The sequence below is a fragment of the Acinetobacter sp. YH12152 genome (genome assembly GCF_013418285.1).
GTDB lineage: Bacteria > Pseudomonadota > Gammaproteobacteria > Pseudomonadales > Moraxellaceae > Acinetobacter > Acinetobacter amyesii.
On the sequence record NZ_VPCH01000005.1, the window covers coordinates 72,209 to 86,929 of the forward strand.

The window sequence follows — 14,721 nt, forward strand, 5'->3', positions numbered from 1 at the left end:
AACAAATATGAACGAAGCCCATCAAACGATGGGCTTTTTTCGGTCTAAAATTAACTATGTGTTTCTTCGTCTTCCTCAAAAGTCCGGGCAATTTTGTCAATATTTAAACTTTTCGCCATCGCATCGAAGATTTGCTTATAGGCACCTTCTTGATGGTACAAATCATGATGCTCCCCGTGTTCTACGATTTGTCCGTCTTTCATCACATAGGTGTAATCGGCATCGATAATTTGCGACAAACTATGTGAAATCATGATGACGGTACGCCCTTGTTTAATTTGATCCAGACTATTTTTAATTTGTTCAGCAGCGATCGCGTCTAAACTAGCCGTCGGTTCGTCCAAGAAAATAATCGGTGGATTTTTCAGGAACATGCGTGCTAAGGCAATGCGCTGTTGTTGTCCACCCGAAAGCAGTAGGGCATCGGCTTCATAGGCATGTGGAAGTTTTAAGATCTGATCATGGATCGAGGCTTTTCGTGCTGCATCAAAGACTTCTTGCTCTGTGGCTGTACTTTTGCCATAGCGAATATTTTCAAAAATTGAACCTGGGAAAATATGATTTTTTTGTAAAACCAAACCAATATTTTCACGTAAATACTGCGTATCAATTTGTTCTAGGTCGATGCCATCGAGTTTGATATTGCCCGCTTGAGGATGATAAAACTTATCTAATAAGCTAATTAATGTCGATTTACCAGCGCCAGATAAACCAACCAATGCGGTGATTTTATTCGGTTGGATGGTCATGTTGATGCGGTGCAATGCCTGAAAACCATTGGGATAGCTAAAGTCGACATTGCTCAATTCAAATTGACCTTGAATCGTAGGTTGGGCAGTGCCACTGGTTTCAATTTCATGATCCGCTTCTAAGATATTAAAGAAGCTTTCCGAATAAATCATCGCAGAGTTAATTTCATCATAGATACGATGCAGCGAGCGAATAGGGGCAGAGACGTTATTAAATAACAACACGTGATACATAATCATCCCGATACTCATTTGCCCATCCAAAACAAAATAGGCTGTCAGAATGATGATCAGTACCACACCGACCTGTTCGATAAAGGTTTTGAGTCCGTCAAAGATATAACTGGTTTGCCGTGTCTGCATTTGGTTTTCAGTCAGCGACTTTTGCAGATTTAATTGTTTTTTCGATTCGACGGCTTCTTTGTTAAAAGATTTAATGACCGTTATCGAATTGATAATACTCAGAATACCCTGATTTTTCTTTTCAAAATTATCGCGTAGGGCACGGCGTTTGCCTGCCAGTTTTTGTGATTGTTTGAAGGTCAGCCAAAAATAAATCGGCACGATAATTGTGGCCACCACACCAACCCAAACATTGGCATAATACATTAAGCCCAGTGCAATAATGGCACTGGTAAATAATGGTAAAATATCAATAAAAAAGATTTGAACCAATCGTGTGAGCGAGCTGACACCCCGATCAATTCGAGTTTGGAGCTTACCTGCTTGGTTGTCTTGTTGATCGAAGAATGCCAATCGATAGGTGATAAATTTTTCAATAATGCCTTGGGACAAATCCTGAGAAATTAAAATACGTAACTTTTCACCAAACGATTTTTGTCCAAATTGCACGATGGCATTGATGACTTCTTTTCCCAGTAAGACCACGCTGATGGTGATTAATATATGCCAACCATTGGCTAGACCGAGACCTTGTTGCAAAAGCTGATTGATGCTGTCTACGGCATATTTGAGTGTCAGGGCATTTACCTGTGCCGTAAGTGAGCCAATTAAGGTCAAGATCAGCGTCACGACCACCAGCCAGCGGTATGGCTGTACGAATGGGCGTAGTTTTTGGAAAAGTTGCCACAGATTCATAAGCAATTATTTTTATTGTGAATATGAGCTTTAGTCTAAGACTGAAAATTCAATGCGACAAGCGATGACAATGTTTTGATTTGTGACGAGCGTTTTTCAGCTAAGATATTTTTAAATGTGCTCACGACATCCGCATCACGGTGCTGCGCCAAACAGTGTTGAGTTGAACCGATGAATTTTGAATTATTTGCACCTGAACCGCATGCAAACCTGCTGCCCTATGATGGTGAAGTTGAAGATTATGGACTGATCTTCAATGCTGAAGACAGTGAAAAATATTTACGCTATTTCCTCACGCAGTTGGCTTGGCAGCATGATGAAGTCATTTTGCATGGACAGTATTATCAAACGGAGCGAAAAGTGGTTTGGTATGGAGATGCTCATTATGAGTATCACTATTCAGGCATGCAAAAGCAGGCATTGATCTGGAATCCAGCTTTACTGCGCTTAAAACAACATATTGAGCAACGGGTGGGGCAGACGTTTAATTCCTGTTTGGCCAATTTATACGAAAATGGTACGCAAGCGGTGGGGTGGCATAGTGATGATGAGCCATCTTTGCTTTCACCCACACAGCAGGTGGTGATTGCATCCTTGAGTTTTGGGGCAAGCCGAAAGTTTTGCTTTAAACATAAAAGCACTCAAGAGAAAGTACAGCTTTTACTGCAAAGTGGACAGTTGATCGTGATGCGTGGGAAAACCCAACGGTATTGGAAACATGCCCTAATGAAGTCGATGAAAGTGACCGAGCCGAGGGTGAATTTAACCTTTCGTTATTTCTATGACCAACAGCCATAAAAAAAGCCCATATCTAGATGAGCTTTTTTCTTTCTCTGAGGAAGAGTATAGCGACAATCAACTGAAATCATGGAACACATGGTTGAGATGACTGCTAAAGAACAATAATCATATTATGATAATCTTTCTGGAATTTATAATTAATAAATTCAATTAATAATATGAATTTATCAGATTAATTAAATATCATCTTTACAACATCGCATCAGTTGTGCGCAAACTGATCAGATTTAAATGGCGTCCGATTCTTCCATCATACTGCTGTATTTTTTCTCAATACGCGCTGTACAGTCTTGCATCATTTCTACGACTTTTTGAAAGTTCATAAATTCAAAACGATTTTTAGACGCCAATAGGGTCAAAGCAAGTGGGGGTTCTTTACTGGAAAATTTAATCGGAATCGATAGGCTCGACATATTCGGGTCAACTTCACCATTGGAAAAATAATAACCCTGCTTTTTAATCTTTTTCATTTGCTGCATAAATTCTTCTTCATTATGCGCAAAACCAACTTGAGATAACTCGTCCGCAAAACGGTGGTAATAATCTAAAATCCGTTGCTTAGGTAACTGAGACAAAATTACTTTAGACGATGAGCCTTTATACATTGGACGCGGGCTACCTCGACCATAAGCCAATGCGGCATAGTCTTCATAAAGTTCATGATGTACATCAATGCAAGAGTCGATATTTAGATGCGTCAATAAGCAGCAAGACTCTGTGCGTTCCACAATTTCTTTCATGAAGGGGATGCTAATTTGCACCAATGGATCGGTGGTGCGAGAAATAAAATCAAGCACAGCAATTTTTGAACCCAGTGTGTAATCGCCAGAAGTCCCACTGAGGCGCTGCAATAATTCAGCAGAAACCAGTTCTTTTAAATAGCGATAGCTCGTTGGTTTAGATAAGCCTAATTCTTCACTAATAATGTCGACATTGATGATGGGACGAGCAACTGAAAATAAGTCGAGTACGGTGAGAATTTTACCAAAACTGGAAAGCGCCATAAGAACCTGCTTGGTCACAATAAAAAATGAATCGTTAAGTTACTTTATAACAAATTGCTCGGCCTGATGTTGCGCTTTTCTACAATGGAAATGAAACAAATCTGAAATATCACAGGGTTTCTTGGGTCATCCTGATAAAAGCATAGTAAAAACCTGAAATACTCATTTAAAATATAGTTGAATTATCAAAATAAGATATTTTTATTGACTTTATTTTGTTTTTTTAGCAAAATTGCTATGAAAATATCCTATATTGAATAAATATTGCCCATATGTTCGATGCGCAGGCAATGTTGCACATTACTTTTTGTATTCAAATGGTTTGAAACACGATTTGAATCGCTTCTTTACTTATTGAAATTTCTAGTCATTCCTGTGCCGTGATACAGGTTGTGCTGTCGAATGTTTAAGCATTCGATACGAGGCCGTTTTCACTAAAAAGAAGCAAACCGACGAGATCAATCATGCTGCTGACGAAACAAATACTCGCTTTTCGGCCCAATAAAATGGACTGGATTTTTGCGACCAAAACGTTCATCGCGGGCATGTTGGCATTGTATGTGGCCTTTGTACTGAATTTGGCTTATCCGATTTGGGCGATTGGCACCGTTTTCGTAATCGCGAATCCATATTCAGGCATGACGTCTTCAAAAAGTTTGTATCGTGTATTAGGGACGTTCTTAGGGGCGGCCGTGTCGGTGGTGGCACTGCCACATCTCATCCATATGCCAGTACTGTTTACAGTGTTTTTGGCGGTTTGGGTTGGGTTTTGCCTGTATTTGTCACTGCTAGACCGTACGCCTCGTAGTTATGTTTCCATGTTGGCGGGTTATACCACGGTCATTATCTGTTTTAACGTGGTGTATTTTATTGATACCGCTTCGATTTTCGATATGGCTTTGGGGCGTTTTCTCGAAATTACGGTGGGTGTGGTCTGTAGTGCCATCGTGACCACGACATTATTTCCAATGCATATTGGCCCTGCAGTCGAAACACGCGTGAGCAAAACCTTTGCCGATACCAAAGAAATTTTTGATCAGATTTTATTAGAGCCTGCTGAGCTAGAAAATTATTCTAAAAATCTTGGCAATATTACACGAGATATCGCGGATATACATGTCATGGCGGTGCATTTGTCTTATGAAAAATCCACCTTAAAAGGCATGACACGTCCATTGCAGGAAATCTTGCATCAGTTGAGTTTGTTGGTCAGTAACTTGGTGGCCATGTCTGAACGGATGAAACAATTAGATGGTCTGGACACACATTATCGGACGGCACTCAAGCAAGCCCATGAACATATTGCCGCGTTTTTATTAGATCAACATCAGATTGAGGAAAGTGAACTTAATCAATTGCCTGAACAGTTTGAGCAAGATTTTCAACACATTCATGCACAGGCATTGCCATCACAACAGGTGATTTTAGGTAGTCTAAAAATGGATATTCGGCATTTTATTCAGAATATTCGTGCGATTCGCTTGCTTTGGCAGCGGGTACAGCAAGGCGACTCCACTTTACCTGCCACACTGACCGCCTTGTGCAATAGTCATTATCCGACTTTGCATCGAGATGCAGGTGTTGCCATTCGTGGCGGGGTGTCCGCATGTTTGATTATTTTAATTTCTACGGGTTTTTGGATCGTTAGTGGTTGGAAAGCTGGATTTATGATGGCCGAAATGGCTGCAATCAGTGCTTGTATTTTAACTGCAATGGATAACCCTGTTCCTGCATTGAAAATGTTTATTCGCGCCAATATGTATGCGGCTTTCATGGTGTTCATCTACGCCAATGGCATTTTCCCGCATGTGACCGCTTTTTGGCAGTTGATCGTGGTGTTAGCACCGTTTGTGATGTTCTGTCTGATGCTATTTTTACATCCGCCTTTGGTCGGGATCAGCTTGCCGCTTTTGATGGGCACCATCATGGGGCTGAATTTTCAAAACCGCTTTAGCCTTGATCAGGTGTTTTTCTTCGATGCATCGATTGGGACGGTTTTGGGACCCATTATTTCGGTGTTTATTATTCATTTAGTGCGTGCGATGTCACCGGATATGACGGCCCAACGCATACTTTCACAGCATTACAAAGCACTGCGTCAGGCATTATATCTGCCGTATGGCTTACCGTTTCGGGTGCATTTACGCAGTATGTTGGACCGAATCGGCATCCTAAACAGCAAAATGGTGCAATCAGGGAATTTAAAACAACAGATCGAGTGGGCTTTGGTGGAAGCCAGTGCTGTGATTGATTTAACCCGCTTGCAAGAACTCATGAATAAACTCGATCCGAATGATGCACTGGTCAGCGAACTCGAAGAGTTACAACAAGATTTAGATGACTATTTTCGGGCCATGGAACAAGGGCAAAAGAATGTGTATATGAGCTTGAAACAGCAAATTGTAGAGCGAATTCAACGATTGAATCAGGCTGTTCAGGGTGTGGAAAACGATGATGTTATGTATCGAATTCAGTATTCGCTGAACAATATTCAAAGCAGTTTGTGTCATGTCCTAACACAGCAAACACCAGATAATTTACAGGTCGAGGCACAACATGGGTGAGCTAAATGTATATGGCGTCTATGTGCCCATTCTATTGATTCAAGCGGTATTGGCCTATCTGTTATTGCGGGTCATCATGCGTTTGCTTGACCGATGGATGGCGCCAGATTGGGTGCCGATGCTCAATATTTTTTATTTGGGTGTATTTGTGATGTTGCTTTGGCTGGTGCATGAAATCTTTATTTTCTGCCAGTTCTAAGCCCCTAAAAAATGAAATGATTGAGGTAATCGTATGACCAATTTGAATGTCCGAAAATATGTTCGGCCTGTATTGTTGATAATCGTGCTATGTGGCGCATTACTTGCGCTGAAACATATTTGGGACTATTACAATTCGGAACCATGGACGCGTGATGGACGGGTACGTGGTGACGTGATTCAAGTGTCATCGGATGTTTCAGGTTTGGTCACAGACGTTTTAGTTCAAGACAACCAACAAGTGAAAAAAGGCCAAGTGCTGTTTCGTATAGATGTGGCACGTCAAGCTTTGGATGTTGAGCAAGCCAAATCTGACTTGGCGAAAGCCAAAGCAGGACTGGCAGGGGCTGAAGCGCAGCTTGCTGAAGCTAAAGCCAATCTAGTGAAGTCACAAGCCAATATTAATCTTGCAGATAAAAATGCAAATCGTTATGCAAGTTTGATGGACGGTGCGATTTCAAAACAAGAACAAGATCAAATGTTTGCAGTACGTGATCAATCACATGCAGAGCATGAACAAACTCAGGCCGCGATTGAGCAAGCCAAAGCCAGTGTGGTGCAGCAAAAAGCCCTGATTGAAGCGGCGAATAGCAGTTTGCATTTGGCAGAATTGAATTTAAAACGTTCGGAAGTGGTTGCACCGACTGATGGAACATTGTCTAACTTTGAACTCAAAGCAGGGAATTACGTCAAAGTTGGCCAAGCCGTAGCGGCCTTAATTGACCGTCAACAATTGTATGTTGTGGGATATTTTGAAGAAACCAAACTAGATAAAATCTATGTTGGCGCACCTGCAACAATCCAACTGATGGGAAGTTCTGAAGTTTATAAGGGGCATGTACAAGGCGTTGCAACAGGGATTGAAGACCGTGAACGTACATCGACTGATGGTTTACTGGCTAATGTCAATCCAACCTTTAGTTGGGTCCGTTTGGCACAGCGTGTACCAGTGAAAATTGTACTGGATGAAGTGCCGCATGATCAGTTGGCTTTTGTTGCAGGTCGAACAACCACGATTCATATTGTGGATAAAAACTAAGTTATCCCCAATCATTTCATTTGCACAGCATTGAGTGATCAATCTTGCGCATAAAAAAGCATCCTTTTTCGGATGCTTTTTTATTTGCCTGTTTGTTGAAAGTGCTTAAGGTTTTAGTCCAACTGGATTTCGATACCAACTTTCAATAAACAATGCTGCAGCAAGGCTGTCGGCAGAAAGATTCTTCGCACGGCCTTGGGCTTGATAATGATCTAATTCATCACGCGCTTCACGTGTCGTTAAGCGTTCATCGACCATCAAAGTTTCAATATTGGTTTGGTGGCGAAGGCGTCGTGCAAATTTACGCGCACGTGTGGAGAGTTCAGATTCGCTATCATCCATATTGAGCGGTAGACCCACGATAAACAAATCCGGCTGATACTGTTTCACAATCTTGAGTAGATTATCCCAATTGGGAATGCCATCTTTCATGGGAAAGAGTGGTAGGGGATTTGCACTTTCAATCAGGGCTTGTCCAACAGCCATTCCTGTTTTTTGTGTGCCAAAGTCAAAGGCCATAATCATTTGATATTGTGGTAAATCAGGCATGTCCAATCTCAGATGATAACCACATGCGGTCTACGCCCATTTTTTTATAGGCAGCGTCCCAGCGGTCGTCATAAGGTAAGTTAAATATTAAATCCATGTCTGAGTCACAAATGAGCCAATCACCCCGAGCAATTTCTTCTTCTAATTGGCTTTTACCCCAACTGGCATAGCCTAGAGCCACTTGATAACGCCCCACACCTTCATTGTGTGCAATCGCATCTAAAATATCTTTAGACGTGGTAATACAGACATTTTCACCCACAGCAATAGATGAATGCCATGTCGGTTGACCGGTATGAAGAACAAAACCTGCCTCTGGGCGCAAAGGTCCACCTTGCAACACTTCATGAGGATGCACATTATCTGCCTCAATTTCCAAATCATTCAAGAGTTCTTTGATCTGTAAACCTGAAGGACGATTAATAATGATGCCTTGAGCGCCATCTTCATCATGTCGCGCCAAATAAATCACCGTATTGGCAAAGAATTCATCGTTCATTTCGGGTGGAGCAATCAGGCAGCGGTGTGTGAGGTATTGTTTAGTCACCTAATGGCTTCTCCTTATTGGGGTAAGTTTGATTCTTGGGGTGAATTGCATTCGAATAACGTTGTATTTATCAACATACTAGACTCACAAGTTTTCAACAATGAGTTTTTCTGCAAATTCAATATTTGTCATGCTCGACTAGTGAGGGACATGATCAAAATCTTCATCGTGCAGGCAGGTCTGCAATGTGGTGAATTGTGAATCGTGAAGCGATGATTGGTAATTTGAACAACAGTAGTACAAAAGCGAGGAGAAGATATACGTGATTGATGACTGAGATTGCTTAAAATAGCAGGATAAACTGAGGGTAAAACAATGACACATTTTTCAAAAATAATAGGGATGGCACTCTGTGCAAGCCTACCTATTTCAGGCTTTGCAGGAAGCGCTGACTTACAAAAACATGAATCTCAGGTGATTAAAAAATATAAAAACTTAAATTTTTATGAGGTCAATGCAGCGATAGAACGTGAAATTGTGGATGTCATTGCGGCAGATCCCAGCAGTTTTCACTACGGATTTACGCAACTGGAAAAGCAAGGTTTTGTTCATGTGCAATATTCTCCGGATAAAAAACTAAAATTTTATAGTTTTGATGTGTCTGGCGGAGGCACCATGGGGGAGTGGAGCAGCTATGTGCAATATGCAACGGGAAAAACGCAACATTTAGATCAATTTGACTCAGGCTATATCAATCAAATTTTGCCGATCAACATCCAAAATAAAACCGTATATTTGGTGAAGAGTTATTATAAAGGTGATAATTGCAGTGGATTACATCATCTAAGAGCCGTTGAAGTTGGGCCAAAACAGTTACTTAAATCTTATGTATTTCAACCTAAGCAAAAGAAACTAGATCAAATTTCGGTAGATTATGACTGCCATTATGAAACCGATCGTCGTAGCGGGAATGAATATCTGAAAATCAGTCCGAAACACGTGGATGTAATGTTGCTCAATCAACAACATCAGCCGCAGCAAAAATATTTACGCTATACCTTGGGCTCGAAAGCCTTTGTGTATCAGGGGATTGTCAAATAGTGTGTTTAAGAAAAAAGCCTGTGTTGTTTTTAATCCACAGGCTTTTTTGAAAGCATCAAAAATTAACTATGTTGAAATTTTAATTGTCGCAACTGTTTTGCGTGTTGTAAGGTCGTTTGACTAATCTCCACACCACCGGTCATTCGAGCCAGCTCTTGAATCCGATCATCTTCTTCTAATTCGATAATGGTACTGCTTGCAGGATCCGTTTGGCGTTTTTTCACTAAAAGATGTTGGTCAGATTGGGCAGCGACTTGGGCTTGATGCGTGATACATAAAATTTGAACATGCTGCGCCAAATCAGCCAACAAACGCCCGACAATTTCTGCCGTTCCGCCACTGATCCCGACATCAATTTCATCAAAGACTAACACTTCGGATTCGGTTTTTTCAGCATTCATCACTTGCATGACTAAGGCAATACGTGACAATTCACCCCCCGATGCCACGCGTGCTAGAGGCTGAGCAGGAATCCCTTTGTTGGCTGTGAATAACAGCTGAATAAAGCTTAAACCTTCACTCGAAACATGTTCAAGCGGTTCAAATTTAAATTCAAAATGCGCTTCAGGCAGAGCCAGTTGTTTGACTTGTTCAGTTAATTGTTTAGCCAATGGCGTAGCAGCATCTCGGCGTATTTGATCCAAGTGCTCGGCTTTGGAAATGAAGTCTTGATGAGAAACCTCAACTTGTTCAGCTAGGGTTTCAGGATCTTCAAGTTGATGTAATTGCTCAAGCTCAAGTTGCCACGCATCATAATCATTTTTTAAATCTTCAGGCTGAGTACGATATTTACGCGCTAAGCGATGAAAAACTTCGAGTTTAGTGTTTAATTCGTCCATACGTTCAGGATCGAAACTTTGACGATCAATAAACTGACGTAAATTTGCGGTGGCATCTTCAATTTCACTTTGAGCGTTCAGTAGCGACGTATAAATTTCAGAAAGTTGTTCACTACGTCCTGCATGCGATTCAATCCGACGAATGATCGCGCCCATTTCTTGATTGATATTTTGCTCGGCGTCATCGAGAGCATTTAGACCATAGCTACAATCTTGCATGATATGTTCATGATGACTGAGACGGTCAAATTCTTGCTCGATTTCTTTGTAGTCCGTTTGCACAAGGTCTTCAAGTTCTTCCAATTGAAGTTCAAGCGTTTCTATCCGTTGCTTACGTGTGGCTTGGGCGTCGAGTGCAGCTTGGTGCTGACGAATGTCCTTTTGCCATTTGCTATAAGCATCACGCACGGCTTGAGCAGGCTGATAAAAATTATAATAACGATCCAACCAATGCTTTGGATAGGGTGGTTCTAAGAGTTGTTGTTGGCTGTGTTGGCTATAAAGTTGTACCAATAAGCGGCCAATTTCTTTTAACTCGGACAAGCTGCTCGGACGTCCATTTATCCATGCCTTGCTGCGACCTGTTGCAAAAATCACGCGACGTAAATGGATTTCGCCAGACTCATCATCTAGTTCGTGTTCTTTGAGCCAAAGCGCTTCAGGGCTGTGCTCTTGATAGCTAAAGGTCGCTGTCACATCGGCTTTGTCTGATCCATAGCGCACGTAGTTGGTGTCTGTACGTTCACCTAAGCAAGCTGATAATGCGTCTAGAAGTAAAGATTTACCTGCACCCGTTTCACCCGTCAGGACATTAAAGCCTTGTTCAATGTCGATGGCTAAATGGTCGGCTAATGCAAAATTGATCAGAGTTAAATGTGTCAGCATAAACGCATCCGAGCTGCGAAAAGTTCTAGTTAAAGATAATTAAGTTTTGTTTTGGTCACAAGACAAGTTTTATTTTAAGATGACGAAAAACCTCATAATTCTATCTTAAATTTCAGTTTAACAAGAAATTAGTTTCTTATCCGCTGTATCCATGCAGTGTTGTGATGTAAAGAGTAGGTGATCTTGCATAACGTGAGCTGAAACCATCAAATGTCCTGCCAAGTCCTCACAAAACACGTTTGTGTATGTATTCTTGTATTTAATCTAGCGTGTTATTGCCATAAAACGTCATGATTTGGTCACTCAAATCCACCAATATGATTCATCACGCTGCTATTTTTTTGAAATGAGTTTGCAGCGTTTCAATTAACCCTAACTAGGACTTTAGTGGATGAAACAAAAAAGTATTTTGTACAACAGCACAGCTTGTTTTAGACTCTAAATGTTGAGGTGGTGGGATGAAATAGGGGCACATCCAGTACTCAGATTTTTGTAATTATCTATCGCACAGTTTTCAACACAGATTGATTAGTTTTTGCAGCACAATTAAACTACATCGATCAAAATATTATAAATATGCTTTATCTGGAGAAAACGCATGTCAGCACAGTTTGATCATGTATCGGTAATCAAAAAATCAAATGTTTATTTTGGCGGTCTATGCATCAGCCATACTGTGCAATTTGAAGATGGAACAAAGAAAACACTGGGTGTGTTGCTTCCAACTGAACAAGCGCTGACTTTTGAAACTCATGTACCTGAACGTATGGAAATTATTTCAGGCGAATGTCGTGTTCAAATTGCAGATAGCGAAGAAAGCGAATTATTCCGTGCGGGCCAATCGTTCTACGTGCCAGGTAATAGCCGTTTTAAAATTGAAACAGATGAAGTCTTGGACTATGTGTGCCACTTAGAAGGCTAATGATTCAATCAATTTAGGCACAGTTTTTTAACCTTAAATCGGTTAAACTATGTGTCATAGCATAAATCCTGTAAAGCTTGCTTTGCAGGATTTTTCTTTTTGGCAGCCTATGCTGTGCTCTAGGGATATCATACCCTGTTCAAAAGTTTATCGAAGTTTGCAATTTAGAGGTCGTTCATGGCGAAACCGGAATATTATTATGGCGTTCATTCAGTGGAGTCATTACTGGAACTTGAGCCAGAACGCGTTTTAACTTTATTTGCGTTAAAGGGACGTGATGATCAGCGTTTAAAACGTATTTTTGAGCTTGCAGAACCGTTTGGTGTCAGCATTCAAAAAGCTAGTCGTGATAGTTTGGAAAAACTTGCGGGACAACCGTTCCATCAAGGTGTGGTTGCGGCTGTACGCCCACATCCAGTCTTGAACGAAAAAGATTTAGAGGCTTTATTACAAGCCAATCCAAATGCGTTGCTATTGGCATTAGATCATATTACAGATCCACATAACCTTGGTGCATGCATTCGTACAGCGGCAGCCATGGGTGTTGAAGCGGTGATTGCACCGCGTGATCGTTCAGCGACGCTTACCCCAACAGCCCGTAAAGTGGCTGCAGGTGGTGCTGAAAAAGTGAAGTTTATTCAGGTGACGAACTTGGCACGTACCTTGGCTCAAATCAAAGAAGACTTTAATGTACGTGTGGTCGGCACTATGCTAGATGAAAAAGCGTTGCCGATTCAAAACTTTGACTTCACAGGTACGGGTGTATGTGTGGTGATGGGCGCTGAAGATACAGGTTTACGTCCCATTACGCAGGCGCAATGTGATCAAACTGTGTACATTCCAATGGCCGGCAATTTGCAAAGCTTAAATGTCAGTGTCGCAACAGGTATGGCATTGTATGAAGCATGTCGTCAACGTAATAATGAATTGAAATAGCAGTGATGATGTCTCCCCAAAAGCAAGGTTATTTATATGTTTTCATTACCATGTGTATTTGGGGGGGATTCACCTTAACGGCGCGTTTAAGCGCCAATTGGGGAATCAGTGCTTGGGATATCACGGCACTTCGGTTTGCTTTGGCATTTTGCATCTTAATGCCAATTTTGATTTATAAAAAAGATACGGCTTTTTTATGGAAGAAAGAGCCTTTTATCCTCGCTATGCTCGGTGGGGTGACCTATTGCTTAACGGCCTATAGCGCATTTCATTATGCTCCTGCGGCCCATGCGGCAATCTTCCTCAATGGTTGTATTCCCTTATGTACGGCCATAGCCGCATTCCTGATCTTCAAACAGCCACTCGATAAGCATACCTGGATCAGTGTGGTGATTATGGTCTCTGCCATTAGCTTAATGAGTTATTTGATGTATGTGGAAACCGGTGTAGCGTTTGGTTTAGGTGATTTGCTGTTTTTTATCAGTGCCATTTGGTGGGGAATATTTACGGTATTGCTTAAGCAATGGAAACTCTCTGCTTGGCATGCCATGGCAGGGGTTGCGATTTGGTCTGCCGTGGTATTTGTGCCAATTTATCTAATATTTTTCCCTAAACATTGGTCCGATCCTGAGCCGCTGCAGCTCATTGGGCAAGTCATCTTTCACGGTATTTTTGTGGTGATTATTGCGACTTTAACGTATGTAGAGGCAATAAAACGCTTAGGTGCATTTAAAGCCGGAAGCATCGTAACTTTGGCACCTTTTATTGCTGCGATTTTAGCGGTGCCGCTACTAAATGAACCTTTAAGTTTTGCAATCTTGTGCGGATTGGTCGGGATGGGGATTGGAGCGATTCAACCGTGGAAATGGTTGGGGCGAAAGGACAGTCTAGAGCAGCAACTCGAACAACAAAAAAAGCAGTCTGAGTAAGACTGCTTTTTTATTTAGCTTTTTTCAGCGTGCGCTAAGTACTTGAGATGTAACGGCCGAAGCTGCGCATAAAGATGATCTAAATGACCATCATTCAGCACGATATCATCTGCAATTTTTTGCTTTTTCTGACGTGACATTTGAACTTGAATAATTTTTTGGATTTGCTCGATATTTTGACCATCACGCTGTGATGCACGCTGAATTTGCAATTGTTCTGTGGCATCAATCAGCAAGGTGTGATTGGCCAATTCATGTTGATTGGTTTCAAATAATAACGGCGAAACCAAGATGACATAGGGGCTGGTGGCTTCGTTTAATTGTTGGATAATGGACTGGCGTATTGCTGGATGGGTAATGGCTTCAAGTGCTTGACGTGCTGTAGGATCTTTAAAGATATGCTCGCGTAATGCACGCCGATTTAACTCACCATTTTCCAGTAAAACCCAATCACCAAATTGTTGTTGAATTTGATTCAGTGTGGATTGCCCCGGTTCAACAACTTCCCGTGCAACGATATCAGCATCGACAACTTGAATGCCTTGGAGTCCAAACCAATTGCTTGCAGCAGATTTACCGCTACCAATACCACCTGTTAAACCCAAGACAAATGTCATACA

14 protein-coding genes are annotated in these 14,721 nt (G+C 41.4%); 8 read left to right on the forward strand and 6 right to left on the reverse strand.

Features of this window, described 5'->3' with window-relative positions:
* Positions 1-50 precede the first annotated feature (50 nt).
* Positions 51-1,847 carry an ABC transporter ATP-binding protein gene (locus tag FTU83_RS03155; RefSeq protein ID WP_180105642.1) on the reverse strand — a complete coding sequence of 599 codons (1,797 nt, stop codon included), beginning with the start codon at positions 1,845-1,847 and terminating at the stop codon, positions 51-53.
* A gap of 171 nt (positions 1,848-2,018) precedes the next feature.
* Here FTU83_RS03155 and FTU83_RS03160 point away from each other — a divergent pair, with 171 nt between their 5' ends.
* Positions 2,019-2,645: an alpha-ketoglutarate-dependent dioxygenase AlkB gene (locus tag FTU83_RS03160; protein WP_078189431.1), complete on the forward strand. Its 627-nt coding sequence runs from the start codon at positions 2,019-2,021 to the stop codon at positions 2,643-2,645.
* A 230-nt stretch (positions 2,646-2,875) separates the two neighbouring features.
* On the opposite strand, the gene FTU83_RS03165 is transcribed toward FTU83_RS03160, so the two are convergent.
* Entirely contained in the window at positions 2,876-3,652 is a 777-nt protein-coding gene (locus FTU83_RS03165) for an IclR family transcriptional regulator (protein WP_180105643.1), read from the reverse strand.
* A 464-nt stretch (positions 3,653-4,116) separates the two neighbouring features.
* Here FTU83_RS03165 and FTU83_RS03170 point away from each other — a divergent pair, with 464 nt between their 5' ends.
* Genes FTU83_RS03170 through FTU83_RS03180 form a run of 3 tightly spaced genes read left to right on the forward strand, consistent with a single transcriptional unit; the run spans position 4,117 to position 7,453 of the window.
* Complete coding sequence (locus tag FTU83_RS03170) at positions 4,117-6,216, forward strand: FUSC family protein (protein ID WP_180105644.1); 2,100 nt, start codon at positions 4,117-4,119, stop codon at positions 6,214-6,216.
* On the forward strand, positions 6,209-6,415 hold the full coding sequence (locus FTU83_RS03175; RefSeq protein ID WP_180004682.1) for a DUF1656 domain-containing protein: 207 nt from the start codon (positions 6,209-6,211) through the stop codon (positions 6,413-6,415). Before FTU83_RS03170 ends, FTU83_RS03175 begins: the two co-directional genes overlap by 8 nt.
* Positions 6,416-6,448: 33 nt before the next feature.
* Complete coding sequence (locus FTU83_RS03180) at positions 6,449-7,453, forward strand: HlyD family secretion protein (protein WP_078189427.1); 1,005 nt, start codon at positions 6,449-6,451, stop codon at positions 7,451-7,453.
* Between the two features lie 105 nt (positions 7,454-7,558).
* On the opposite strand, the gene ruvX is transcribed toward FTU83_RS03180, so the two are convergent.
* Both ruvX and FTU83_RS03190 read right to left on the reverse strand, forming a co-directional pair.
* A complete protein-coding gene (ruvX, locus tag FTU83_RS03185) occupies positions 7,559-8,002 on the reverse strand; it encodes a Holliday junction resolvase RuvX (protein ID WP_078192570.1) in 444 nt (147 codons plus the stop codon).
* Entirely contained in the window at positions 7,995-8,549 is a 555-nt protein-coding gene (locus FTU83_RS03190; protein WP_078189425.1) for a YqgE/AlgH family protein, read from the reverse strand. Before FTU83_RS03190 ends, ruvX begins: the two co-directional genes overlap by 8 nt.
* 315 nt (positions 8,550-8,864) lie before the next feature.
* Here FTU83_RS03190 and FTU83_RS03195 point away from each other — a divergent pair, with 315 nt between their 5' ends.
* A complete protein-coding gene (locus FTU83_RS03195) occupies positions 8,865-9,590 on the forward strand; it encodes a hypothetical protein (RefSeq protein WP_168378209.1) in 726 nt (241 codons plus the stop codon).
* Positions 9,591-9,652: 62 nt separating this feature from the next.
* Here the strand turns inward: FTU83_RS03195 and recN are convergent, their stop codons facing one another.
* Positions 9,653-11,314: a DNA repair protein RecN gene (gene recN / locus FTU83_RS03200; protein ID WP_180064877.1), complete on the reverse strand. Its 1,662-nt coding sequence runs from the start codon at positions 11,312-11,314 to the stop codon at positions 9,653-9,655.
* A 598-nt stretch (positions 11,315-11,912) separates the two neighbouring features.
* Between recN and FTU83_RS03205 the strand changes: the two genes are divergently transcribed.
* The 3 genes from FTU83_RS03205 (at position 11,913) to FTU83_RS03215 (ending at position 14,101) form a co-directional block, all read left to right on the forward strand.
* Positions 11,913-12,236 carry a pyrimidine/purine nucleoside phosphorylase gene (locus FTU83_RS03205; RefSeq protein WP_067763086.1) on the forward strand — a complete coding sequence of 108 codons (324 nt, stop codon included), beginning with the start codon at positions 11,913-11,915 and terminating at the stop codon, positions 12,234-12,236.
* A gap of 177 nt (positions 12,237-12,413) precedes the next feature.
* Positions 12,414-13,172 carry a 23S rRNA (guanosine(2251)-2'-O)-methyltransferase RlmB gene (rlmB, locus tag FTU83_RS03210; protein ID WP_168378207.1) on the forward strand — a complete coding sequence of 253 codons (759 nt, stop codon included), beginning with the start codon at positions 12,414-12,416 and terminating at the stop codon, positions 13,170-13,172.
* Between the two features lie 8 nt (positions 13,173-13,180).
* Positions 13,181-14,101 (forward strand): DMT family transporter, encoded by a 921-nt coding sequence (locus tag FTU83_RS03215; protein WP_373685352.1) that lies wholly within the window; start codon positions 13,181-13,183, stop codon positions 14,099-14,101.
* A 14-nt stretch (positions 14,102-14,115) separates the two neighbouring features.
* Here the strand turns inward: FTU83_RS03215 and coaE are convergent, their stop codons facing one another.
* A complete protein-coding gene (gene coaE / locus FTU83_RS03220; RefSeq protein WP_180105646.1) occupies positions 14,116-14,718 on the reverse strand; it encodes a dephospho-CoA kinase in 603 nt (200 codons plus the stop codon).
* Positions 14,719-14,721 lie beyond the last annotated feature (3 nt).

Bases quoted from the DNA above. Each gene is read 5' to 3' on its own strand.
- ruvX (WP_078192570.1), bottom strand. From the start codon at position 8,002: ATGCCTGATTTACCACAATATCAAATGATTATGGCCTTTGACTTTGGC.
- FTU83_RS03205 (WP_067763086.1), top strand. From the start codon at position 11,913: ATGTCAGCACAGTTTGATCATGTATCGGTAATCAAAAAATCAAATGTT.
- FTU83_RS03180 (WP_078189427.1), top strand. From the start codon at position 6,449: ATGACCAATTTGAATGTCCGAAAATATGTTCGGCCTGTATTGTTGATA.
- FTU83_RS03155 (WP_180105642.1), bottom strand. From the start codon at position 1,847: ATGAATCTGTGGCAACTTTTCCAAAAACTACGCCCATTCGTACAGCCA.
- recN (WP_180064877.1), bottom strand. From the start codon at position 11,314: ATGCTGACACATTTAACTCTGATCAATTTTGCATTAGCCGACCATTTA.
- FTU83_RS03195 (WP_168378209.1), top strand. From the start codon at position 8,865: ATGACACATTTTTCAAAAATAATAGGGATGGCACTCTGTGCAAGCCTA.
- FTU83_RS03170 (WP_180105644.1), top strand. From the start codon at position 4,117: ATGCTGCTGACGAAACAAATACTCGCTTTTCGGCCCAATAAAATGGAC.
- FTU83_RS03160 (WP_078189431.1), top strand. From the start codon at position 2,019: ATGAATTTTGAATTATTTGCACCTGAACCGCATGCAAACCTGCTGCCC.
- FTU83_RS03165 (WP_180105643.1), bottom strand. From the start codon at position 3,652: ATGGCGCTTTCCAGTTTTGGTAAAATTCTCACCGTACTCGACTTATTT.
- rlmB (WP_168378207.1), top strand. From the start codon at position 12,414: ATGGCGAAACCGGAATATTATTATGGCGTTCATTCAGTGGAGTCATTA.
- coaE (WP_180105646.1), bottom strand. From the start codon at position 14,718: ATGACATTTGTCTTGGGTTTAACAGGTGGTATTGGTAGCGGTAAATCT.
- FTU83_RS03215 (WP_373685352.1), top strand. From the start codon at position 13,181: ATGTCTCCCCAAAAGCAAGGTTATTTATATGTTTTCATTACCATGTGT.
- FTU83_RS03175 (WP_180004682.1), top strand. From the start codon at position 6,209: ATGGGTGAGCTAAATGTATATGGCGTCTATGTGCCCATTCTATTGATT.